The 22,011-nt window shown below is 62.5% G+C and carries 19 protein-coding genes; 10 read left to right on the forward strand and 9 right to left on the reverse strand.

All coding sequences use genetic code 11. The features are described from left to right. Positions 1-171: 171 nt before the first annotated feature. Complete coding sequence (locus tag APH33_RS01485; RefSeq protein ID WP_054883451.1) at positions 172-516, forward strand: YggL family protein; 345 nt, start codon at positions 172-174, stop codon at positions 514-516. Between the two features lie 38 nt (positions 517-554). Here APH33_RS01485 and APH33_RS01490 read toward each other — a convergent pair whose 3' ends face one another. The 6 genes from APH33_RS01490 to APH33_RS01515 form a co-directional block, all read right to left on the reverse strand. Then, complete coding sequence (locus APH33_RS01490) at positions 555-4,154, reverse strand: transporter substrate-binding domain-containing protein (protein ID WP_054883452.1); 3,600 nt, start codon at positions 4,152-4,154, stop codon at positions 555-557. An 8-nt stretch (positions 4,155-4,162) separates the two neighbouring features. After that, a complete protein-coding gene (locus APH33_RS01495) occupies positions 4,163-4,783 on the reverse strand; it encodes a response regulator transcription factor (protein WP_054883453.1) in 621 nt (206 codons plus the stop codon). A gap of 276 nt (positions 4,784-5,059) precedes the next feature. Further along, positions 5,060-6,391, reverse strand: a complete 1,332-nt coding sequence (locus APH33_RS01500) for a deoxyguanosinetriphosphate triphosphohydrolase (RefSeq protein ID WP_054883454.1) — start codon at positions 6,389-6,391, stop codon at positions 5,060-5,062. 103 nt (positions 6,392-6,494) lie between these two features. Continuing rightward, on the reverse strand, positions 6,495-6,824 hold the full coding sequence (locus APH33_RS01505) for a hypothetical protein (RefSeq protein WP_054883455.1): 330 nt from the start codon (positions 6,822-6,824) through the stop codon (positions 6,495-6,497). After that, positions 6,821-7,195, reverse strand: a complete 375-nt coding sequence (locus APH33_RS01510) for a phage holin family protein (protein ID WP_054883456.1) — start codon at positions 7,193-7,195, stop codon at positions 6,821-6,823. Before APH33_RS01510 ends, APH33_RS01505 begins: the two co-directional genes overlap by 4 nt. 9 nt (positions 7,196-7,204) lie before the next feature. After that, entirely contained in the window at positions 7,205-7,519 is a 315-nt protein-coding gene (locus APH33_RS01515) for a YqjD family protein (protein WP_054883457.1), read from the reverse strand. Between the two features lie 321 nt (positions 7,520-7,840). Between APH33_RS01515 and APH33_RS01520 the strand changes: the two genes are divergently transcribed. From APH33_RS01520 to APH33_RS01540, 5 genes are all read left to right on the forward strand, one after another. Then, on the forward strand, positions 7,841-9,049 hold the full coding sequence (locus APH33_RS01520; RefSeq protein WP_054883458.1) for an ammonium transporter: 1,209 nt from the start codon (positions 7,841-7,843) through the stop codon (positions 9,047-9,049). A 76-nt stretch (positions 9,050-9,125) separates the two neighbouring features. Then, entirely contained in the window at positions 9,126-9,365 is a 240-nt protein-coding gene (locus tag APH33_RS01525) for a glutaredoxin family protein (protein ID WP_054883459.1), read from the forward strand. A gap of 108 nt (positions 9,366-9,473) precedes the next feature. Beyond that, entirely contained in the window at positions 9,474-9,905 is a 432-nt protein-coding gene (locus APH33_RS01530; RefSeq protein WP_054883460.1) for a D-Ala-D-Ala carboxypeptidase family metallohydrolase, read from the forward strand. A 70-nt stretch (positions 9,906-9,975) separates the two neighbouring features. Next, on the forward strand, positions 9,976-10,284 hold the full coding sequence (locus tag APH33_RS01535; protein ID WP_054883461.1) for a hypothetical protein: 309 nt from the start codon (positions 9,976-9,978) through the stop codon (positions 10,282-10,284). A 50-nt stretch (positions 10,285-10,334) separates the two neighbouring features. Beyond that, positions 10,335-11,219, forward strand: coding sequence for a pseudouridine synthase (locus APH33_RS01540; protein ID WP_054883462.1), 885 nt, complete (start codon positions 10,335-10,337; stop codon positions 11,217-11,219). 83 nt (positions 11,220-11,302) lie between these two features. On the opposite strand, the gene APH33_RS01545 is transcribed toward APH33_RS01540, so the two are convergent. Next, complete coding sequence (locus APH33_RS01545; protein ID WP_054883463.1) at positions 11,303-12,868, reverse strand: PAS domain-containing methyl-accepting chemotaxis protein; 1,566 nt, start codon at positions 12,866-12,868, stop codon at positions 11,303-11,305. Positions 12,869-13,167: 299 nt separating this feature from the next. Next, positions 13,168-15,909, reverse strand: coding sequence for an aconitate hydratase AcnA (gene acnA, locus APH33_RS01550; protein WP_054883464.1), 2,742 nt, complete (start codon positions 15,907-15,909; stop codon positions 13,168-13,170). A gap of 221 nt (positions 15,910-16,130) precedes the next feature. On the opposite strand from acnA, the gene rlmM reads away from it, so the two are divergent. From rlmM to pdxB, 3 genes are all read left to right on the forward strand, one after another. Then, a complete protein-coding gene (rlmM, locus tag APH33_RS01555; protein WP_054883465.1) occupies positions 16,131-17,195 on the forward strand; it encodes a 23S rRNA (cytidine(2498)-2'-O)-methyltransferase RlmM in 1,065 nt (354 codons plus the stop codon). Between the two features lie 879 nt (positions 17,196-18,074). Next, positions 18,075-18,317 carry a sulfurtransferase TusA gene (tusA, locus tag APH33_RS01560; RefSeq protein WP_054883466.1) on the forward strand — a complete coding sequence of 81 codons (243 nt, stop codon included), beginning with the start codon at positions 18,075-18,077 and terminating at the stop codon, positions 18,315-18,317. 60 nt (positions 18,318-18,377) lie between these two features. Beyond that, positions 18,378-19,520 (forward strand): 4-phosphoerythronate dehydrogenase PdxB, encoded by a 1,143-nt coding sequence (gene pdxB, locus APH33_RS01565; RefSeq protein WP_054883467.1) that lies wholly within the window; start codon positions 18,378-18,380, stop codon positions 19,518-19,520. Positions 19,521-19,576: 56 nt separating this feature from the next. On the opposite strand, the gene APH33_RS27350 is transcribed toward pdxB, so the two are convergent. Further along, on the reverse strand, positions 19,577-19,750 hold the full coding sequence (locus APH33_RS27350) for a PA1571 family protein (RefSeq protein WP_176506107.1): 174 nt from the start codon (positions 19,748-19,750) through the stop codon (positions 19,577-19,579). A 203-nt stretch (positions 19,751-19,953) separates the two neighbouring features. Here APH33_RS27350 and APH33_RS01570 point away from each other — a divergent pair, with 203 nt between their 5' ends. Further along, positions 19,954-21,717: an ABC transporter transmembrane domain-containing protein gene (locus tag APH33_RS01570; RefSeq protein ID WP_054883468.1), complete on the forward strand. Its 1,764-nt coding sequence runs from the start codon at positions 19,954-19,956 to the stop codon at positions 21,715-21,717. Positions 21,718-22,011 lie beyond the last annotated feature (294 nt).

A 22,011-nucleotide genomic window follows, 5' to 3' on the forward strand; every position in this document is an offset into this window, starting at 1 on the left:
GCGGACGAGGGAAAAAGACAATGGGGCTGTACGAGATGATTACCCCAGGACGAAATATAGAGCGCATTATGCCCCAAGCGCAGCGCTGATGCGCCACGTTCGACGGAAAAGCGCCTTTGTAGCGTGGAAACTGGTAAAGTGCCGCGCGTTAATACTCAAGAGGATTGTTTCATGGCTACCAACCGTTCCCGTCGTCTGCGCAAGAAGCTGTGCGTTGATGAATTCCAGGAGCTGGGTTTCGAACTGAACCTGGGTTTCAAGGAAGACCTGTCCGACGAAGCCATCGATGCCTTCCTCGACGCCTTCCTGGCTGAAGCCATGGATGCCAACGGCCTCGATTACGTTGGCGGTGATGACTTCGGTCTGGTGTGCTCGGCCAAGCGTGGCTCGGTCAGCGAAGAGCAGCGTGCCACTGTCGAAGCCTGGCTCAAAGGCCGCAGCGAACTGACCAACATCGAAGTCAGCCCGCTGCTGGACGCCTGGTATCCGGAAAAGCCGATCAACCCGGCTTCCTGACCTGTGCATGAGCGGCGCCTCGCTCGGGCGCCGCTCAGTCAAGCCTTGGCCAGTTCCCTGGCCAGCGCTTTCTCCACCCGGCGCATATGCCGGGCCAGTACCTGCCGCTGCAGTCTGATGCACCCCGCAGATAACGCTTCTTCCTCCAGGGCCTCGCAGGCCGTCATCATGCGCCTTGCTTCCAGCAGCCGTGCCGCGCTGAGGATCTTGTGCGCCTGCTCGCGAATCTGGTTGGCCTGATGCTGGGGATCAAGGCTCATGAGCAGTGCCAGGTCTTCCTGCAGGCTTGTGTGCACGGCAGTGAGAAAGCGCGTACGGCTTCTGGCGTTGTTGCCGACGATGCCGGCCAGGCCCGCCAGGTTGAACAATGGCTCGATGGCTTGGTGGGGGCTGGGCACGATCTTGGCCAGGTATTGGCTGAGCGTACGCAGACTGATGGGCTTGAGCAGGCAATCGTCCATGCCGGCGCTGAGGCACTTTTGCCTGATTTCGGGTTGGGCGTTTGCGGTGTAGCCCAGGATGACGCAGCGCGGTCGCCCGTTCTGGCGCTCTTCGCTGCGCACGGCAGTGGCCAGTTGGTAGCCGCTCAGGTGTGGCATGTTGCAATCGAGCACCAGCACGTCGAACGGCGTATGCCGCCATTTTTCCAGGCCTTCGCGGCCGTCGCTGGCGCTGGCATGGCTTAGCCCCAGGTAACCCAGTTGCTGTGCCATCAGCAAGAGGTTGGCTGGGTGATCATCGACCACCAGCACTTTCAGGTCACGGTCGGGTATGTCCACCTCCTCGGCCTCCCGCCCCTGAGGCGCCGGGGCGTCGACGCGCTCAAGCGGCAACAGCAGGCGAACTTGTGTGCCAAAGTCCGGGAGGCTCTTGATGCTCAGGTTGCCACCCATCATCTCGCACAGGCTGTGGCAGATAGCCAGGCCGAGCCCAGTGCCGGCGCGGGCACCCTGGCTATGCGGGTTGGCCTGGACGAACGGGTTGAACAGGCGCTGGAGGTCTTCGCCCTCGATGCCGATGCCACTGTCGCGCACCTCCAGTTCCAGCGTCGGGTGCGTGCACGGGCCTTCGTCGCGCAAACCGAGTGTGATGCTGATCTGGCCCTGCTCGGTGAACTTGATGGCGTTGCTGACGAGGTTGGACAGGATCTGCTTGAAGCGCAGCGGGTCGAGCAAGGCATGGCCACGGGCTTCAGGGCTGATGTTGATGTCCAGGGCCAGGCCTTTCTGGCGCGCTTGCCCGTGGAAGACGCGGCCGACCGACTCGACAAGCGCTGCCGGATCGACGGCCTCTGGATTGAGTGACAGGTGGCCAGACTCGATACGCACGATATCCAGGATATCGCCGATCAGGCCAAGCAAATCCCTCGCCGATTGGTGGGCGACTTCCAGCGAAGTGGCGTCCACTTGCCCTTGCAGTGCGCGCTGCAACGCCAGTTCGAGCATGCCGATGACCGCGCTCATCGGCGTGCGGATCTCGTGGCTGATGGTGGCCAGGAAGGTACTCTTGGCACGGTTGGCGTCGTCGGCCAGGCGCTTGGCTTCGCGCAGCTCCTGAACCAGTTTGCGCCGATCGCTGATGTCGACCCAGCCGCCAATGATCCCTTGTACTTCACCCAGCGAATCACGGTAGGGCAGGATCCAGTGGTAAAGGGTCATTTCGCGATCCTTGAGGCGCACAGGGCGGTCAATGATCAGCGGCACGCCGGCAGCCATCACCTGTTGGTAGTCGGCCTGAATCTGGCGGGTGTTCTCGGCATCGGCGAACAGGCTCTCTTCCAGGCGTTTGCCAATCACTGCTTCCAGGCTGGACTGGACGGCTTCAAGGTAGCTGGCGTTGCAGCTTTGCAAGCGGCCCTCGCGGTCGCGCACGTACATGGGGTGCGGGGTGCCGTTGAGCAGTGCACCCATGAACTCCAGCTGGTCGCTCAGCGCACGTTCGGCGCGTTGGCGCTGCTTGATCTGGCCGCGCAGGCGAGCGTTCCACAGCAGCGCCAGCAACAGCAGCACGCCTGTCCCCAGCAGCACTTGCAGGATCAGGCGTCGCAAGCTTTGCCAGCTGGCATCTTCATGCACGTCGTAGCCGCGCCAGCGATTGTTGATCACCCCCAGTTCTTCCGGCGAGATGCTCAGCAGGGCTTTGTCGAGCATGCTGGCAAGGGCTTTGTCCTGTTCGCGGGTCGCCATCGCGAAGTTGGCTGGCTCGCTGCCCACCGTGCTGCGTATGACCAGGTTGGTATTGACGGCAAGGGCGTGGTTGGCGTCAATCAATGGTGTGATCACGGCATCGACGGCACCACTGTTTAGCAGCGCTACCGAATAATAGGGGCTTTCGGTCTCGATCCAGCCGATCTGTGGGAAGTGGCTCGCCAGCAGGTCGTCCATGTTGCTGTAGCGGGAGATGGCGATACGACGCTGGCTCAGCTGCTCCAGCGAACTGAACCGCTCGTCATGGGCACGGGTGACCAGCACGTGGGGGCTTTCGAGGTACGGCCGGCTCAAACGCAGGCTTTTGTCGTCGATGCCGTCGCTGGCAAGGGCGGCAATCATGTCTACACGCCCGTCTTCAAGCCGTGCGAGCATGTCGGCAATGCCATTGGCCCGCTGGACCTGAAAGCGCAGGCCGGTTCGCAGGCGTATCAGGTCCAGCAGGTCGGCCGTTATTCCGCGAAAATGGCCGTTGCCATCGAAATAGGAAAGGGGAGCTGCCGTTTCGTCAATCGCGACCTGCATGACCGGATGGCTGCGCAGCCACTGCTCCTCGTCTGCCGTCAACTGCAGCTGGCGATTGCTCAGCAGCAGGTCGCTGCCAGCGCTCCAGCGCTTGAGAATACTGGCCCGCAGTGAGCTGGACTGGCGGTCGAGGGTTGCATCGACCAGCTCTTTGAGCTGCACATCCTCGGTGCGCATGGCGAAACTGAAACCGAAGTTCTCGTGTTGGCCGAAACTGGCCAAGCGCAACCGTGGCAGGTGCCCGCGGTTGAGCTGGTAATGGGTCGAAATGGTATCGCCGACGAACACATCCGCCTGGCCAAAGGCCACGGCGTTGAGGGCCTGGGTGGATGAGCCGAAAACCAGCACCTCGGCATTGGGGTAGGTAGCCTGGACTTCCTCCTGCGGCAGGTAGTGGTAGAGCATGCCCAGGCGCATGCCAGGCAGGCCGCCATTGAGGGCACGCATTTCATCTTCCCGGGTGACCAGCACGGGTTGATCAACCGCATAAGGGTGCGAAAGTGTCACGCCTTCGGTTGTCGCTTCGTAACCATTGGCGCTGCCGAGCAGGTCGATTTCGCCACGTTTGAGCGCCTGCAGCGCTGCCTGCCTGTGCGGGTAGCGCATGACCTTGACCGGCAGGTTCAGTGCCCTGCCGATCAGGCTTGCATATTCGGCCGTGAGGCCCTGGTAGATCTGCCCGCCACTGGTGATGTCGAAGGGTGGGTAGTCGGGCGCCGAGGTGCCCAGGGTCAGGCTATGGCGACCCATCAGCCACTTCTTTTGCTGTTCAGTCAGTGGCGGATTGAGCGGCATCGCCGAAGAGCGGGCCAGCAGGGTATAGGTCTCGACATCCTGGGATGAAGCCTGCGCCAGGTCGCAGGCGAAGGCCAGGACGAACCCCAGGCAAGTGATCAGATGCAGCATCGAAAACCTCAGACCAGCGCGTTGCGTTTAGCCATTTCAATCAGGTCGACCAAGGTGTCGACCTGCAATTTCTGCATGAGCCGCTTTTTGTAGGTACTGACGGTCTTGTTGCTGATGAACATGCCCTTGGCGATCTCCTGGTTACTGCGGCCTTGGGCGAAAAGTTGCAGGACCATCAGTTCTCGGTCGTTAACGAGTCGGAAAAGTTGCAGGTCTGCGTCAGCTGTTGCGTGGTCATTGTGTATCGCCTGGCTGGGAAAATAGTTATAGCCAGCCAGTACGGCCTTGATTGCACTGAGCAGTTCGCTCAGGTCTTCCTGTTTGCATACATAACCTGCGGCGCCGGAGTGCATGCAGCGCATCGCGAACAATGCCGGTGTCTGTGCGGTGAGTATCAGGATTTTCAGCGGCAGGGCCATGCCCTGGAAGCGCGAAAGCACCTCAAGACCGTCGAGTTTGGGAATGCTGATATCCAGGATCACCAGTTCTGGCTGGGTTTCACGAATCATCTGTATGGCATCTACGCCATTGTCCGATTCACCCACGACTTTGTAGTTCTGGTTTTCCAGCAACATACGGACAGCAAGGCGGATGACTGGATGGTCATCGACGATAAATACGCTATTCATGTTCAAGTTCCCTGCAGCGAATGGCGGAGGCAGGGTGGCACCTTACCCCAGTTGCAAGTCGACGGGGGCGAGTGGATAGGTAATTCGATATATATGGGAAACGGCTTACAGCGGAAAACAAATTGAGCCACGAAGTGTAAGAATTTACTTCGTCATCAAAGGCGTTTTGGGTGCGTTTTGTTCTTTTGTGTATACGTTGTTTATAAGGCGGTAGGGTTTGTAGGACGTTTCTTAGATAAGGGCGTCGCTCGGTATGTGCTGAGCGACGCCTTGCCCTTAGCTCAGGCTCGAGTGCCCGGTCATTTCCCGAGCCATGTCACTTGCATAACTGTCGGTCATGCCTGCGATGAAGTCGATCATACGCAGGAACGCCTGGTGCAAAGAGTCGTGCGGGTTGGGGGCGTTGTTGCCGATCAGGTCCAGCACGCGGCGGCTCTTGAATGACGGCGTGCGGCCGCCATGCTGTTCCAGGGCGGCAGCGCAGAACGTGTTGAGGAGGATTTCCAGCGTGGTGTATGCGCCAATTTCATGCAGCGTCTTGCGCTTGTCCTGGAAAATCTTGTTTCGCGCCATAGCCTTGGCCTGCAGTACGCAACGCTTGGCCGGGCCGTGCATGTGCTCGACCAGGTCACCGCTCAGGCGACCGCTCAACAGTGCTTGCTGCTGCTCGACAAAGGCGTGGGCAGCGGCATTGGTCAGGTGCTCGATGGCTTTGCCTCGCAGTATGGCCAGTTTGCGTCGGCGGGAGTCGGCAGGGCCAAGCTGTCGATAGGTCTCCGGCAGGTCATCGCCGACCAGGTCGAGCAGCAGCGCCTCGACTTCGGCGTAGTGCAGCAGCTCCATCTCCAGGCCGTCTTCCAGGTCAATCAGGGCGTAGCAGATGTCATCTGCCGCTTCCATCAGGTACACCAGCGGATGGCGCGCCCAGCGCTGTTCTTCAAGCTGCGGCAGGCCGAGCTTGCGGGCAATCTGTTCAAGCAGTGGCAGTTCGCTCTGGTAGCAGCCGAACTTGTGCTTCTTGTACCCCAGGGCATCGGCATGCCGGGCAGTCCAAGGGTACTTGAGGTAAGTGCCAAGGGTGGCGTAGGTGAGCCGGGTGCCGCCATCGAACTGGTGGTACTCGAGCTGGGTGAGCACACGAAAGCCTTGCGCGTTGCCTTCGAAATTGAGGAAGTCGGCGCGTTCGTCGTCGCTCATGTCGTCCAGCCAGCCACGCCCGGCGGCCTGCTGGAACCAGTGGCGAATGGCGTCTTCACCGGAGTGGCCGAACGGTGGGTTGCCAATGTCGTGAGCCAGGCAGGCCGACTGCACGATCATGCCCAGGTCGCTGGGCTCGCACCATTCGGGCAGGCTGCTGCGCAGTGTTTCACCGACACGCATGCCCAGTGAGCGGCCTACGCAGCTGACCTCCAGGGAATGGGTCAGGCGCGTGTGGATATGGTCGTTGCTGGTGACGGGGTGGACCTGGGTCTTGCGCCCGAGGCGGCGAAAGGCCCCTGAGAAGATGATCCGGTCATGGTCTTTGTGAAACGGGCTGCGGCCCAGTTCTTCGGCGCTATAGAGCGCTTTGCCAAGGCGCTCGCGGGTGAGCAGGGTGTGCCAGTCCAAGGCGCGGTCTCCTGTCGATCGAGAGGGATAGCTTCCAGCGTCGCGAGCAGGCGTGCAAGAGGAACATCGTGACCGGCCCTGGGCAGGGGGCCGGTCATGACGTTCAAGGGCGACGGTTGCCTTGCAGGTACAGGCGCACCAGCGGCAACAAGCTGGTTCCCAGCCGGACCAGGCGGCCCAGGTTACCGCTGCGTACCCCTTTGCCGGTGAGAAAGCCCAGTGCCACGACGGCCCCGATGCCCCACAACGGCGCGTGCTTGATACCCAACCCGTCATGCAGCGAGCTGCCCATGCCGCGCAGGCGCTGCAAGGGTTGCAGCAGCTGGCCGGACTCATGGCGGATCTCCTGGCGGTGCATTTCCATGCGCAGGCGTAGCAGCGCCTTGCGCAGCTCCCGTGGATTACGGGTATTCGGAAGTTCTGGCAGGCTCATGGCAACAGGCGCTCCCGGTCCTTGGCCAGTTCGTCGAGGGTCGCACCGAACGGTGACGACTCATCGAACACAGCCGCTTTGAGGCGCAGGCCGCAATACAGCGCAGCCGCGCCATAGAACACGCACAGGCCAATGATGCCAGCCAGCCGATAGCTGTCCCACAGCAGCACCAGCAGCAAGCCGGACAAGGCCGTCAGCAGCAGCAGTGCGAACACCAGTGCCAGGCCGGCGAACAGCAGCAGGCTCAGGGTGCGTGCTTTCTGCTCCTGCAGTTCGATGCCGAACAGTTCGATGTGGCTGTGCAGCAACCCCAGCAGTGCCGCGCCCAGGCGCTTGCCGGAAGCGCTGGTGCCAATGCTGTCATTGTCCATGGGGACTCCTCAGCGCCGATTGGCCAGCAGGCCGATCAGCAGGCCGACGCCTGCGGCAATACCAATGGCCTGCCAGGGTGTCTCCTGGACGTACTGTTCGGCGCTACCGAGCGCTGCCTGGCCGCGCTCGCGCACTGAATCCTGAGTCAGCTGCAAGGTTTCACGGGCTTGGGTCAGACGCTCGTGGATCTGCTCGCGCAGTTCATCGGCCTGGTCGCCGGCGAGGTTGGCAGTATCGGCCAGCAAGCGCTCGGTATCGCGAACCAAGGCTTGGAAGTCAGCCATCAATATCTCTTGTGCAGTCTTTGCCGATTTGCTGGCCATGGGGCTCTCCCTATTGTAGGTGTACAGGTCTGTAGGTCATTCGAGTGACCGGGTGTATGGAAGGTTCACTAGCGGCGCTGGTATGGGCCTTGCTACTGAAACTTGCCACAACGCGGGGCGTAGCCCGCAGCGGTGCGCCGAACCAGGGCGTCGACCCTGACGGATACCGATAAACCTTAACCCAATCCACGACAAACCCAAGAAAAAACCACGCAGGCCGCGCCCGGTTCGGCAAAACAGGGCAAACGCTGGCACCGATTCGGTGCAGGGATGCAGGTTCTTGAACTGTCCTGGTGCTTTTTCAGCAGGTCTGCCTCTTTCATGGAAAACATGCACAGCGCAATGGACTCCCTGGTCCACGGCTCCAACACCCTGTTCATCCTGATGGGCGCCATTCTGGTGCTCGCCATGCACGCCGGCTTCGCCTTTCTCGAAGTGGGCACCGTGCGCCACAAGAACCAGGTCAACGCGCTGTCGAAGATCCTCAGCGATTTCGCCATTTCCGCGTTGGTGTATTTCTTCATCGGCTACTGGATCGCCTATGGCGTGAATTTCCTGCAACCGGCGTCGCAACTGGCCACCGACCACGGCTATGCGCTGGTCAAATGCTTTTTCCTGCTGACCTTCGCAGCCGCGATTCCGGCGATCATCTCGGGGGGGATCGCCGAACGTGCGCGCTTCGCGCCGCAGCTATGCGCCACCGCGTTGATCGTTGCGTTCATCTACCCCTTTTTCGAAGGCGTGGTGTGGAACGGCAATTTCGGCGTGCAGGCCTGGCTGCAGGCCAGCTTTGGTGCGCCGTTCCATGATTTTGCCGGCTCGGTGGTCGTGCATGCCATGGGCGGCTGGCTGGCGCTGGCCGCGGTGCTGTTGCTGGGCGCCCGGCGGGGGCGCTACCGCGACGGCCGGCTGGTGGCCTTCGCACCCTCGAGCATTCCATTCCTGGCATTGGGCTCATGGATCCTGATCATCGGCTGGTTCGGCTTCAACGTGATGAGCGCCCAGACCTTGCAAGGTGTCAGTGGCCTGGTAGCGATCAATTCGCTGATGGCCATGGTCGGCGGCACCTTGGCAGCCTTGCTGGCCGGGCGCAACGACCCGGGCTTCCTGCACAACGGGCCGTTGGCAGGGCTGGTGGCGATCTGTGCCGGCTCTGACCTGATGCACCCCGTTGGCGCTTTGGCTACCGGGCTGGTGGCGGGGGTACTGTTTGTCTGGAGCTTCACCGCTGCGCAGAATCGCTGGAAGGTCGACGATGTGCTCGGTGTCTGGCCGCTGCACGGGCTTTGCGGCCTGTGGGGCGGCATCGCCTGCGGCGTGTTTGGCCAGGCGGCTCTGGGTGGCATGGGTGGGGTCAGCCTGGTCAGCCAGCTGCTGGGCAGCCTGGCAGGCGTCCTGCTCGCACTGATCGGTGGTTTCGCCGTGTACGGCCTGATTCGCCAGGTGCATGGCCTGCGCTTGAGCCATGAACAGGAGTTTCAGGGTGCAGACTTGTCGCTGCACCGGATCGGCGCCACCAGCCAGGATTGAGCAGGGTCAGGTGCACAGGGGGCAGGACGGACTTAGAATAAGTTTCTTCCTACAGTCAAATCGGGTGTTGCCCCACATGCTGCCTGAATGCCAACTCTTCGGCACCGTCGGGTGCCACTTGTGCGAAGTGGCCGAAGCCGTGCTGATGCCCTTTGTCGAACATGGCTTGCTGATCGAGTTGGTCGATATCGCCGATGACCAGGCCTTGTTCGAGCGGTACGGTTTGATCATTCCGGTGTTGCGGCGCAGCGACACGTCTGCAGAGCTTGCTTGGCCCTTCGATGCCGAACAGGTAGTGGCTTTTCTTCACCAATAACAGGCAGGAGGGAATGATTGCCCTCGTGCACGGCCTCGGGCCAGAAATGATGATGCCTCACCGTTGAATGGTCATCGGTACTTTTGCATTGTCATCGAGAGCCTCATCATGCTGATCACGCCACATTTCGCCCTGGAAGAACTGATTGCTTCGCAAGTTGCCGCGAGAAAGGGACTGGACAATATTCCTCCGCCTGAAGTCCTGGGTAATCTGCACCTGCTTTGCCAGGTGCTTGAGCAGGTTCGGGAGATGTTCGGGCGCCCCGTGATCGTCAGCAGTGGATACCGCAGCGAGGCGCTGAATCTGCTCGTCGGCGGGGCGCCAGGCAGCCAGCACGTGAAAGGCCTGGCTGCGGATTTCACCGTGCGGGGCATAGACAACCGGGAAGTGGTCAGGCAGGTCAGTGAGAGTGACTTGGCGTTCGACCAGTTGATTCTGGAGTTCGACAGATGGGTTCACTTGTCGGTATCGGTGGCCGCGCCGCGCCGTCAGGTGCTGACCATTCGCAAGGGTACGGGCTACCTGCCCGGCTTGCAGTAGGGGCCGAGACGATTGACGCAGCGGTGTCGCGCTACGTATGCTGTATATAAATACAGTGTCGAGGTGGATCATGCTCAACGTCGAGCAACTCAAGTACAGCGTCAACCGTATGCCGGTGGAGCGGGTGTGCGACGCCGTGCTGGAATTGCGTCTCGAAGGCTTGGTCACCGATGACCGCACGCCCTTCGCAAAGGTGCATTTCAACACCTGTTTTGCAGAAATCGAGGCCTTGTTCCAGCGTGCCGGTTACCATCGCGGGCTGGATGTCGTGGGTTACCAAGGCCTGATCTATGCGCTCTATGACCCCGGGCGCTGGGAGCCGGTGCAGGTATTGCGCTGGTTGAAGGCACATAGCGAGAGGATAGTGGAGACTGGTTGAGGCGCCGGGCTTGGGGGATAATGTGCGGCTTTGATTGCTCGAGCCCTGCCATGACCACGCCTTTCGACCCCGCCCGCCAGCAAGCCAGCACGCTCTGCCTGCCACCCGGCAACTGGGCCACGGTACTCGATTGCCTGTGCGACCATTTCAAGGCGATCGAGCGTGCGCAGTGGCTTGACCGCTTCGCTCGAGGGCGGGTGCTCGATGCCGAAGGCAGGGCAATTGCCGCCGACATGCCCTACCTTCGCGGCATGCGCGTTCACTATTTTCGCGAAGTACTCAACGAGCGGCCGATTCCGGTGCAGGAGACCATCCTGCATGTTGATGAGCACCTGGTAGTGGCCGATAAACCGCACTTTCTGCCGGTGACGCCCACCGGGGAGTACGTCGAGCAGACCCTTTTGCGGCGCCTGATCCGGCGCCTGGACAACCCGCATCTGGTCCCGCTGCACCGCATCGATCGGCACACCGCCGGGTTGGTGCTGTTTTCCGCCAATCCGCAGACGCGCAGCGCATATCAACGGTTGTTTCCGGAGCGGCGGATCGACAAGCGTTATCAGGCCATCGCTGCCGCCTTGCCGCAGCATGCATTCCCCTTGGTGCACAAAAGTCGCCTGGTGCACGGCGAGCCGTTCTTCCGCATGCATGAAGTGCCAGGGGAGGCCAACAGCGAGACCTTCGCCGATGTGCTGGAGACGAATGGCGAGTGGTGGCGCTACGGCCTGTCGCCGGTAACGGGCAAGACACATCAGCTGCGTGTGCACATGGCGGCGTTGGGGGCAGGGATCTGCAACGACCCGTTCTATCCCGAGTTGCTCAAGGAAGAGGACGACTATCAGCGGCCGTTGAAGCTGCTGGCGCAAAGCTTGCGGTTTGTCGACCCGTTGACGGGCAGCGAGCGCTACTTCGAGAGCCGGCTTGGCCTGGACTGGTAATGCGCCTTTGCCCGTCATGCAGAAGCGGCTTGCGCTGCGAACGGGCCGCAAGGCTGCTCCTGCAATGACGGCGTGGGCCTGAACTAGCGGTTGAACCGCTCCACCAGCGAATACTGGCTGCCGGCAGTGACGGTCAGCTCTTCGCTGAGCTGCGCCGAATGCTGCGCTTGCTCGGCTGTCTGGTCGGCCAGTTCCGCGATGGTGCTGATGTTGCGGCTGATCTCGTCGGCCACTGCGGTCTGCTCTTCGGTGGCGGCGGCAATCTGGGTCGCCATGTCAGTGATATTGGCCACGGCTTCGCTGATGCCGACCAGAGCCTGGTCGGCCTGCATGACGCGGTCAACGCCTTCCTGGGCCTGACGGTGGCCGGTTTCCATGGTCTGCACGGCGTTGTTGGCGGTCTGTTGCAGCTTGGCGATCAGGCCGTGGATCTGCCCGGTCGATTCGGCGGTGCGTTGGGCCAGCTGGCGTACCTCGTCGGCGACCACGGCAAAACCACGGCCCATCTCGCCGGCACGGGCCGCTTCGATTGCAGCGTTGAGTGCCAGCAGGTTGGTCTGGTCGGCGATGCCTTTGATCACATCGACCACGCCGCCAATCTCGTCGCTGTCCTTGGCCAGCTGGGTCACGGTCTGGCCGGTTTCGCCGACGGCGCTCGACAGGCGTTCGATGGCGTCGCGGGTTTCCCCGGCGATCTGCCGACCCTGGCTGGTCAGGCGGTTGGCTTCCTGGGTAGCGTCTGCGGTGCGTTGCACGTGGTTGGCCACTTCCTGAGTGGTGGCCGCCATCTGGTTGACCGCGGCGGCGACCTGTTCTGTCTCCACGCGCTGGCGCTCCAGGCCCGAGGAGCTCTTGTGCGCCAGCGCATCGGACTGACGCGCCTGGTCACTAAGGTGCTCGGCGCTGTCCTGCAGGCGGGTCAGGCAGGTCTTCATGCGCGCGTCCTGGCTGAGCATGGCCATCTCCAGGCGTGCCTGTACCCCACGGCTGTCGGTGTACATCTGTGCGATCAGCGGGTCGGAGGTGGTCTGTTCTGCCAGGCGCAGCAGGCGCTTCAGGCCACGCTGTTGCCAGCTCAGGCCGAGCAGGCCGAGCGGTACCGACAGGCCGGCGGCCAGTGCGAAGCCCCACGAGTGACCGAGCCAGTTGCCAATCAGGAAACCGACCTGGCTGACCAGGATGAACGGCAGCCAGTCCTGCAGCACCGGCAGCCAGCGATCGCGGCGCGGGATGGCCGTCTTGCCGTCGTTGATGCGCTGGTACAGGGCTTCGGCACGGCGGATCTGCTCGGCGCTAGGCTTTACCCGCACCGACTCGAAGCCAACGACCTGGTTGTTCTCGAATATCGGCGTGACGTAGGCATTTACCCAGTAGTGATCGCCGGATTTGCAACGGTTCTTGACGATGCCCATCCACGGCAAGCCTTGCTTGAGGGTTTGCCACATGTGGGCAAACACCGCAGTCGGCACATCCGGGTGGCGCACCAGGTTGTGGGGTGCACCATTCAGCTCTTCGCGGGTGAAACCGCTGATCTCGACGAATGCATCGTTGCAGTAGGTGATCACACCCTTGGCATTGGTGGTGGAGATCAACCGTTGTTGGGCAGGGAAGGTCCGTTCCCTCTGGGTAATCGGCTGGTTGTTACGCATGAGCTGAAATAGTCCGTAAGGCTTTCGACTGATATCGGCAAGCCACTGGTTTTATTGAATGGATATTTAATTTACTTGACCTGGGGCAAATGGCCGCTACTGCAGGTGCGTTATGCGAACCTCGGCGTTCGCAGCAGTTGGCCTATGTTTGTGACCGTTTGGTTACAAATCGGGTGCATGATGACTGACCGGCCATCAAAGTGCTACTGCCGCGTGCCTGACGTCGTTTTCTGTTGTCGCGCGTAGATCGAGCGCCGCCCTCGCGGCGCTCGATCTACGCGCCACAACACCCAAGCCAATCAGCTGCGAATCATCTGCCGCAGCACATAGTGCAAGATCCCACCTGACTTGAAGTACTCCACCTCATTGAGCGTGTCGATCCGGCACAGCACCTCGATCTGCTGTTGTTGCCCATCCTCACGGGTAATGCGCAGGGGCAGGCTCATGCCCGGTGTGATCTGGGCACCGTCGAGCCCCAGCAGGTCGATCTGTTCCTTGCCCGTGAGCGCCAATTGCTTGCGGTCCTGCCCGGCCTTGAACTGCAGCGGCAGCACGCCCATGCCCACCAAGTTGGAGCGGTGGATGCGTTCGAAACTTTCTGCCAGCACCGCCTTGACCCCCAGCAGGTTGGTGCCCTTGGCCGCCCAGTCACGGCTGGAGCCGGTGCCGTATTCCTGGCCGGCGATGACCACCAGCGGCGTGCCCTCGGCCTGATAACGCATGGCGGCGTCATAGATCGAAAGCTTTTCACCGCTGGGCACGTGCACGGTGTTGCCACCTTCCTCGCCGGCCAGCATCTCGTTGCGGATGCGGATATTGGCGAAGGTGCCGCGCATCATCACTTCGTGGTTGCCGCGCCGTGAACCGTAGGAGTTGAAGTCCCGAGGCTCCACCCCCTTGCTGCGCAGGTAACGCCCGGCGGGGCTGTCGGCCTTGATGTTGCCGGCCGGGGAGATGTGGTCGGTGGTCACCGAGTCGCCGAGCAGGGCGAGGATGCGTGCACCGTGGATGTCCTTGATCTCGGGCAGCGGCCCGCCGATATCGTCGAAGAACGGTGGGTGCTGGATGTAGGTAGAACTGTCCTGCCATACGTAAGTCGCCGCCTGCGGTACTGCAATGGCCTGCCATTGAGCATCGCCGGCGAAGACTTCGGCGTATTCCTTGTGGAACATGGCCGTGTCGACCTTGGCCACGGCGTCGGCGATTTCCTGCTGGCTGGGCCAGATATCGCGCAGGTAGACGGGTTTGCCGTCGTTGTCCGTCCCCAGCGCATCCTGGGTCAGGTCGACGCGCACGCTGCCGGCCAGCGCGTAGGCCACTACCAGCGGAGGCGAGGCCAGCCAGTTGGTCTTGACCAGCGGGTGCACGCGGCCTTCGAAGTTGCGGTTGCCCGAGAGGACCGACGCGACCGTGAGGTCGGCGCTGGCGATGGCTTTTTCGATGGCTTCGTCCAATGGCCCTGAGTTGCCGATGCAGGTGGTGCAGCCATAGCCGACCAGGTCGAAGCCAAGCTGGTCAAGGTATGGGGTGAGCCCCGCAGCCTGGTAATAGTCGGTCACCACCTTGGAGCCAGGGGCCAGTGAACTCTTGACCCAGGGCTTGCGTTGCAGGCCTTTTTCCAGGGCCTTTTTCGCCAGCAGGCCGGCCGCCATCATCACGCTGGGGTTGGAAGTGTTGGTGCACGAGGTAATCGCGGCGATGACCACAGCGCCGTCGCGCAGGGTGTAGTTCTGGCCTTCATGGCTGTAGGCGATTTCGCCGGCCTGATCGGCGTTGCCGACCGCCACACCGCCACCCCCTTCACTCTCCAGGCGCCCGACCTCTTTGGCCAGCGGTTTGGGTTGCAACTCGATGAAGTGGTCGAAGGCCTGGCTTACCTGTCCCAGGGCAACCCTGTCCTGTGGCCGCTTGGGCCCGGCCAGGCTGGCCTCGACGTCATGCATGTCCAGGGCCAGTGTGTCGCTGAACAGCGGTTCTTGCCCTGGCAGGCGCCACAGGCCTTGTGCCTTGCAATACTGCTCGACCAGTTCCACGGATTCGCTTGGGCGGCCCGACAGCCGCAGGTAGTCGAGAGTGACCTCATCGACCGGGAAGAAGCCACAGGTCGCGCCGTACTCCGGTGCCATGTTGGCGATGGTCGCACGGTCGGCCAACGGCAGGTCGGCCAGGCCGTCGCCGTAGAACTCGACGAATTTGCCGACGACGCCTTTCTTGCGCAGCATCTGCGTGACGGTCAGTACCAGGTCGGTGGCGGTGATGCCTTCGCGCAGCTTGCCGGTGAGCTTGAAGCCGATCACTTCCGGTATCAGCATCGACACCGGCTGGCCGAGCATGGCCGCTTCCGCCTCGATGCCGCCGACGCCCCAGCCGAGTACGCCAAGGCCGTTGATCATGGTGGTGTGCGAGTCGGTGCCGACCAGCGTGTCGGGGAAGGCATAGGTGCGGCCATCGTCGTCGCGGGTCCATACCGTGCGCCCGAGGTATTCCAGGTTGACCTGGTGGCAGATGCCAGTGCCCGGCGGTACCACGCGGAAGTTGTCGAATGCACTTTGGCCCCAGCGCAGGAAGGCATAACGTTCGCCGTTGCGCTGCATTTCGATGTCGACGTTCTGGGTGAAGGCCTGTGGCGTGGCGTAGCGGTCGACCATCACCGAGTGGTCGATCACCAGGTCCACCGGCGACAGCGGGTTGATCCGCTGCGGATCACCGCCGGCCTTGGCCATGGCGGCGCGCATGGCGGCCAGGTCGACGACTGCTGGCACACCCGTGAAGTCCTGCATCAGCACCCGCGCCGGGCGGTACTGGATTTCGCGGTCGGAGCGACGTTCCTGCAGCCAGCCGGCGAGGGCGCGCAGGTCATCGGTGCCGACGGTCTTGCCGTCTTCCCAGCGCAGCAGGTTTTCCAGCAGTACCTTGAGCGACATGGGCAGGCGCTGCAGGTCGCCCAGCTGCCGGCCGGCTTCGGCGAGGCTGTAGTAGTGGTAGGTGCGGTCAGCCACCTGGAGGGTCTGGAGGGTATTCAGGCTATCGAGCGAGGGCATTGCCAACTCCTTGTGCGGCGGGGGCCCGGCACGGCTGGATGGCCGGTGCCACCGCGCTGTTTCGGCCCGCACGGCACGGGCCAGGCTGAAGGGTCAGGTTAGCTCTGTTTGCTGCCCCTGACTCTTTTCTGGACCGGCGGGGCATGTCGCAGGTTCCGATCTTCCTTTATCATCGCCGCCCTGCCGGCGCCCGTGGTGCGTCAGCCGTAGTGGAGTGAGAGATGAATACCCTGTTCATGCATTGCCGGCCCGGTTTCGAGGGTGAGGTCTGCGCCGAGATCAGCGAACACGCCGCCCAGCTGGGTGTGGCCGGTTATGCCAAGGGCAAGCCGCAGAGCGCTTGTGCCGAGTTCGTCTGCGCCGAGGCCGAAGGTGCCGAACGCCTGATGGCACAGCTGCGCTTTGCGCAATTGATCTTCCCGCGCCAGTGGGCGCGAGGCACGTATATCGAGTTGCCGGAAACTGACCGCATCAGCGTGCTGCTGGCGCATCTGGCCGAGCTCCCGGTGTTCGGCAGCCTGTGGCTGGAGGTGCTGGACAGCAACGAAGGCAAGGAGCTGTCGACCTTCTGCCGCAAGTTCGAAGTACCGCTGCGCAAGGCCCTGGAAAAGGCCGGCCGCCTGGTCGACAACGCGAGCCTGCCGCGCCTGCTGCTGACTTTCATCAGCGGCCGCCGGGTTTTCGTTGGCGTGGCCGAGGCGAACAACAGCGCGCTGTGGCCGATGGGTATCCCGCGCCTGAAATTCCCGCGTGAGGCGCCCAGCCGTTCGACCCTCAAGCTGGAGGAGGCCTGGCACCAGTTCATCCCGCGCGAGAAGTGGGAACAGCGCCTGAATGACGATATGACCGGGGTCGACCTGGGTGCTTCGCCGGGTGGCTGGACTTACCAGCTGGTGCGCCGTGGCATGCTGGTGACCGCCATCGACAACGGGCCAATGGCTGAAAGCCTGATGGACACCGGGCTGGTACAACACTTGATGGCAGATGGTTTCACCTGGCAGCCGAAGCAGCCGGTGGACTGGATGGTCTGCGATATCGTCGAGAAGCCGGCGCGTACTACTTCGTTGATCGAGACCTGGCTGGGCGAGGGGTTGTGCCGTGAGGCGATCGTCAACCTGAAGTTGCCGATGAAGCAGCGTTATGCCGAGGTGCGCCGGTTGCTGGACCGTATGGAGGCAACGTTCAAGGCGCGCAAGGTCAAGGTGTCGATTGCCTGTAAGCAGCTATATCACGACCGCGAGGAAGTGACGTGTCACCTGCGCAGGTTGGACCTCAAACCACGTTGACCGCCGTACTGCTTCTGCTCTGTTTTTGCTCTGCTTTTGCTTCTGAGCGCGCGGTAGTTCAGGCGACGCAAATTGCGACTTCAGGAGGCCGAACGCAGGCGTCTGGAGGGCCAGGGTGCGCAGCACCCCTTCGGCGTAGCCGAAGGCGCGAGATGTAGACTTGCGTAGCAAGTCGTAGGCCGCGCGGGCCCGGAAGGCGCCGGAGTGAGGGGACCCCGGAGCGAAGCGCAGGGGCCGGATGATGGGAGCGAGGGGTTTTTGGTTACTTTTTGCCCCGTCAAAAAGTGACCCGCCGTAAGGGCGGAAGGGTGATTGTGCGTCGCCATCGCAAATGAATGTACTTGAGTGAAACAAAACCACCGCAGTCGAGCTTTTTCTTTTGGCTTTTGGCTTTTGGCTTTTGGAGAAGTGGGCCTTTGCATCAGGTCAACATTCATTTGCCAAGGTGGCGCTGAGTCACCTTTCCGCCCTTACGGCGGGTCACTTTTTGACTGGGCAAAAAGTAACCAAAAACCCCGGCTCCCATCATCCGGCCCCTGCGCTTCGCTCCGGGGTCCCCTCACTCCGGCGCCCTCCGGGCCCGCGCGGCCTACGACTTGCTGCGCAAGTCTACATCTCGCGCCTTCGGCTGCGCCGAAGGGGTGCTACGCACCCTGGCCCTCCAGACGCCTGCGTTCGGCCTCCTGAAGTCGCAATTTGCGTCGCCTGAACTACCGCGCGCTTAGAAGCAAAAGCAGAGCAAGAGCAAAAGCAGAGCAAGAGCAAGAGCAAGAGCAAGAGCAAGAGCAAGAGCAAGAGCAGTCAGAGGTGGGCCTCATGAATGGCTATTGGTCCTGGTGGCGCGATGCGCCACAATAGCGATCATTTGCGGAGCCCCCCATGACTGATTTCACCCCCGATGCCATCCTCGACGCCACCGGCCTCAACTGCCCGGAGCCGGTGATGATGCTGCACCAGCACGTACGCAACCTGGCCGCTGGCGGCCTGCTCAAGGTCATCGCCACCGACCCGTCGACCCGCCGCGACATCCCCAAGTTCTGCAACTTCCTCGGCCACGAATTGCTCGGGCAGCAGGAAGAAGCCGGCACCTACCTGTACTGGATCCGCAAGAAAGCCGACTGAACCACGCTGGAACACACCTCGCGTAGCGCCTACACTGCGCTCCCCAGACAGGAGAGCGCCATGCTGATAGTTGCCGACGAGAATATCCCGCTGCTCGATGCCTTTTTCGCAGGCTTCGGCGAGATCCGCCGTTATCCCGGCCGCAGCCTCGACGCCGCCAGCGTCAGGGACGCCGATGTGCTGCTGGTGCGCTCGGTGACCAAGGTCGACCGGCAACTGCTCGAAGGCAGCAAGGTGCGCTTCGTCGGCACCTGCACCATTGGCACCGACCACCTGGACCTCGACTACTTCGCCGAAGCCGGTATTCACTGGAGCAGCGCGCCGGGCTGCAATGCCCGTGGCGTGGTCGATTACGTACTGGGTAGCCTGCTGACCCTGGCCGACCTGGACGGCGCGGTACTGGCGCAACGCACCTATGGGGTGGTCGGCGCCGGCGAAGTCGGTGGCCGCCTGGTGCGCGTGTTGCACGGCCTGGGCTGGAAGGTGCTGGTATGCGACCCGCTGCGCCAGGCCACCGAGGGCGGCGACTTCGTCAGCCTCGCGACCATCCTCGAGCAGTGCGACGTGATCAGCCTGCACACCCCGCTGCAGCGCGGCGGTGAGTATCCAACCTGGCACCTGCTCGGTGCAGCCCAGCTGGCGCAGCTGCGCCCCGGTGCCTGGCTGATCAACGCCAGCCGCGGGCCGGTGGTGGACAACGCAGCGCTGCGCGAGCTGCTGCTGGATCGCGAAGACGTGCACGCAGTGCTCGATGTCTGGGAAGGCGAGCCGCAGGTCGACCTGCAACTGGCAGACCTGTGCACCCTGGCCACGCCACATATTGCCGGTTATAGCCTGGATGGCCGCCAGCGTGGCACGGCGCAGATCTATCAGGCCTTGTGCCGCCACCTGGGCGAGGCCGAACAGGTCCAGCTGGCCGACCTGCTGCCGCCTGCGCCGTTGGCGCAAATCGAGCTGGACGGCACCGCAGAGCCTGCCTGGGCCTTGGCGACGCTGTGCCGGGCGGTATATGACCCGCGACGTGACGATGCCGATTTCCGTCGCAGCCTGAGTGACGATGTGGCCGAGCAGCGTGCGGCGTTCGACCAGCTGCGCAAGCAGTATCCACCGCGCCGGGAGATCGAAGGGCTGGCGGTGCGCGTGCGGGGCGAAGCGCCGCAGCTGGCGCAGATGGTCAATGCCCTGGGGGGCGTGCTGGCCTGAGCACGGCCAACACATAAAAAACCCGGCATCAAGCCGGGTTTCAAAAAGTCCGCACTTCAGCCGTGGTGAAGTTTTTTCACGCGGCTGTCTTCCAGGTCCTTGCAGGCCTGCTGGATCATCTGCTCGGTGATCTCGATCTCGCGGCCCTGGGCGTCGATGATCGAACCACAGGCCTTGGGTTGTGGCTTGTTCTGCGGTTTCACAGTGTCGCTGCCATGTTGCAAGCTCATTGAATATCTCCTCATCAGGTTCAGGCCCAGGTTAAACCTGCGCCGTGACTGGCCTGTTACAAAAGTTATCGTGTGCACCAAGGCCTGCACAGTCCAGCAGAAAGCGCAGCAAAGCTCCAGAGGCCCGTTAGAACGATGGGCTATAGGCACTGCCTGGGTGGATGAGTGGTAGTCTTCATATTCCTGCTTTCCTGGTTCATGTCATGCCCGATTCGGCTTCCTTTCGCCAACGCCGTGCCCTGCGCCTGGCCTGGCAGTTCATGCATCCTTACCGTCGCCAGGCGCTGTTGGCATTGCTGGCGCTGATCGTCACCGCTGGCATCACCCTGTCCATGGGCCAGGGTATCCGCCTGCTGGTCGACCAGGGTTTCATGACCCGTTCAGCACACCAGTTGAACCAGACCATCGGCCTGTTCATGGTGCTGGTGCTGGCCCTGGCGACTGGCACGTTCAGCCGCTTCTATCTGGTGTCGTGGATTGGCGAGCGCTGCGTTGCCGACATCCGCCGCGCGGTCTTCGACCACCTGGTGGGTTTGCATCCGGGCTTTTTCGAAGACAACCGCAGCGCTGAGATCCAGTCGCGGCTGACTGCCGACACGACCTTGTTGCAGTCGGTGATCGGCTCCTCGCTGTCAATGTTCCTGCGCAATGCACTGATGGTGATCGGTGGCGTGGTGCTGCTGTTCATCACCAACCCCAAGCTCACCAGCATCGTGGTGGTGGCATTGCCGCTGGTGCTGGCACCGATCCTGTTGTTTGGCCGACGGGTGCGCAGCCTGTCGCGGCAGAGCCAGGACCGGGTGGCCGATGTAGGCAGCTATGTGGCGGAGACCCTGGGGCAGATCAAGACCGTGCAGGCATACAACCACCAGGTGCGCGACCGTGAAATGTTCGCCGGTACGGTGGAGGCTGCGTTTGCCGTGGCCCGGCAACGTATTGCCCAGCGTGCCTGGCTGATCACGCTGGTGATCGTGCTGGTGTTGGGGGCGGTGGGCGTGATGCTGTGGGTGGGCGGCATGGATGTGATCGCCGGGCGCATTTCTGCAGGCGAGTTGGCGGCGTTCGTGTTCTATAGCCTGATTGTCGGCAGCGCCGTTGGCACGCTCAGTGAAGTGATCGGCGAGCTGCAGCGCGCCGCTGGGGCCGCCGAGCGCATCGCCGAGCTGCTGGCGGCGAATAGCACGATCCTGGCCCCAGAGGCCCCCGTGCTGCTGGCACAGCAGCGCGCCAGTGGACGCATCGAACTGCAGCACGTGACCTTTGCCTATCCCTCGCGACCCTCGGTGGCTGCCATCGACCAGCTCAGCCTGACCATCGAACCCGGCCAGACCTTGGCGCTGGTGGGGCCGTCGGGGGCGGGTAAGTCGACATTGTTCGACCTGCTTTTGCGCTTCTACGACCCACAGCAGGGGCGCATCGTGCTCGACGGCCAACCCATCACGGCGCTGGCCCCGGACGACCTGCGCCGCCAGTTCGCCCTGGTGGCGCAGAACCCGTCGCTGTTCCGCGGCACGGTCGAGGCCAACATCCGCTACGGCCGGCCCGAGGCGACAGTGGCCGAGGTCGAGGCGGCGGCCCATGGCGCCCATGCCGACGAGTTCATCCGGCAACTGCCGCAGGGTTACCAGACGCCGCTGGGCGAGGGCGGCATTGGCCTTTCCGGTGGCCAGAAGCAACGCCTGGCAATCGCCCGGGCGCTGCTGGTGGATGCGCCGATCCTGCTGCTCGACGAAGCCACCAGCGCCCTCGATGCGCAAAGCGAACACTTGATCCAGCAGGCCTTGCCGCGCCTGATGGCCGGGCGTACCACGCTGGTCATCGCCCATCGCCTGGCCACGGTGCAGCACGCCGACCGCATCGCGGTGATCGACAAGGGGCGTGTGGTCGCGGTCGGCACCCATCGGCAGCTGATCGAGGAAAGCCCGTTGTACGCTCGCCTGGCCGAGTTGCAGTTCACCACGGGCTAGGCGTCGTGTAGCTGTAACATTTCTGTAGCAATTGCCTGAGAGTATGGATCGCAACTGTTGCGTATGTGCTCGACCTGGCTGCTATCGATTGATGGCAGCTTTTTTTTGGCCTGCGAACGAGGACAAGGATGTCTGTCGCGGCGCTGCAACGGCGCGCCGTTCCCTTATTCCTTGTTCCCGAGATCCGCGATGTTGCGTAAATCACTTCGAGTGCAAATTCTTACCCTGCTGGGCAGCAGCCTGGCGGCGATGCTGCTGATCGCCCTGGTGTGCTTCCAGTTCCTGTCCTCCAGC

This window comes from Pseudomonas sp. NBRC 111130, assembly GCF_001320485.1.
GTDB classification, from domain to species: domain Bacteria; phylum Pseudomonadota; class Gammaproteobacteria; order Pseudomonadales; family Pseudomonadaceae; genus Aquipseudomonas; species Aquipseudomonas vlassakiae.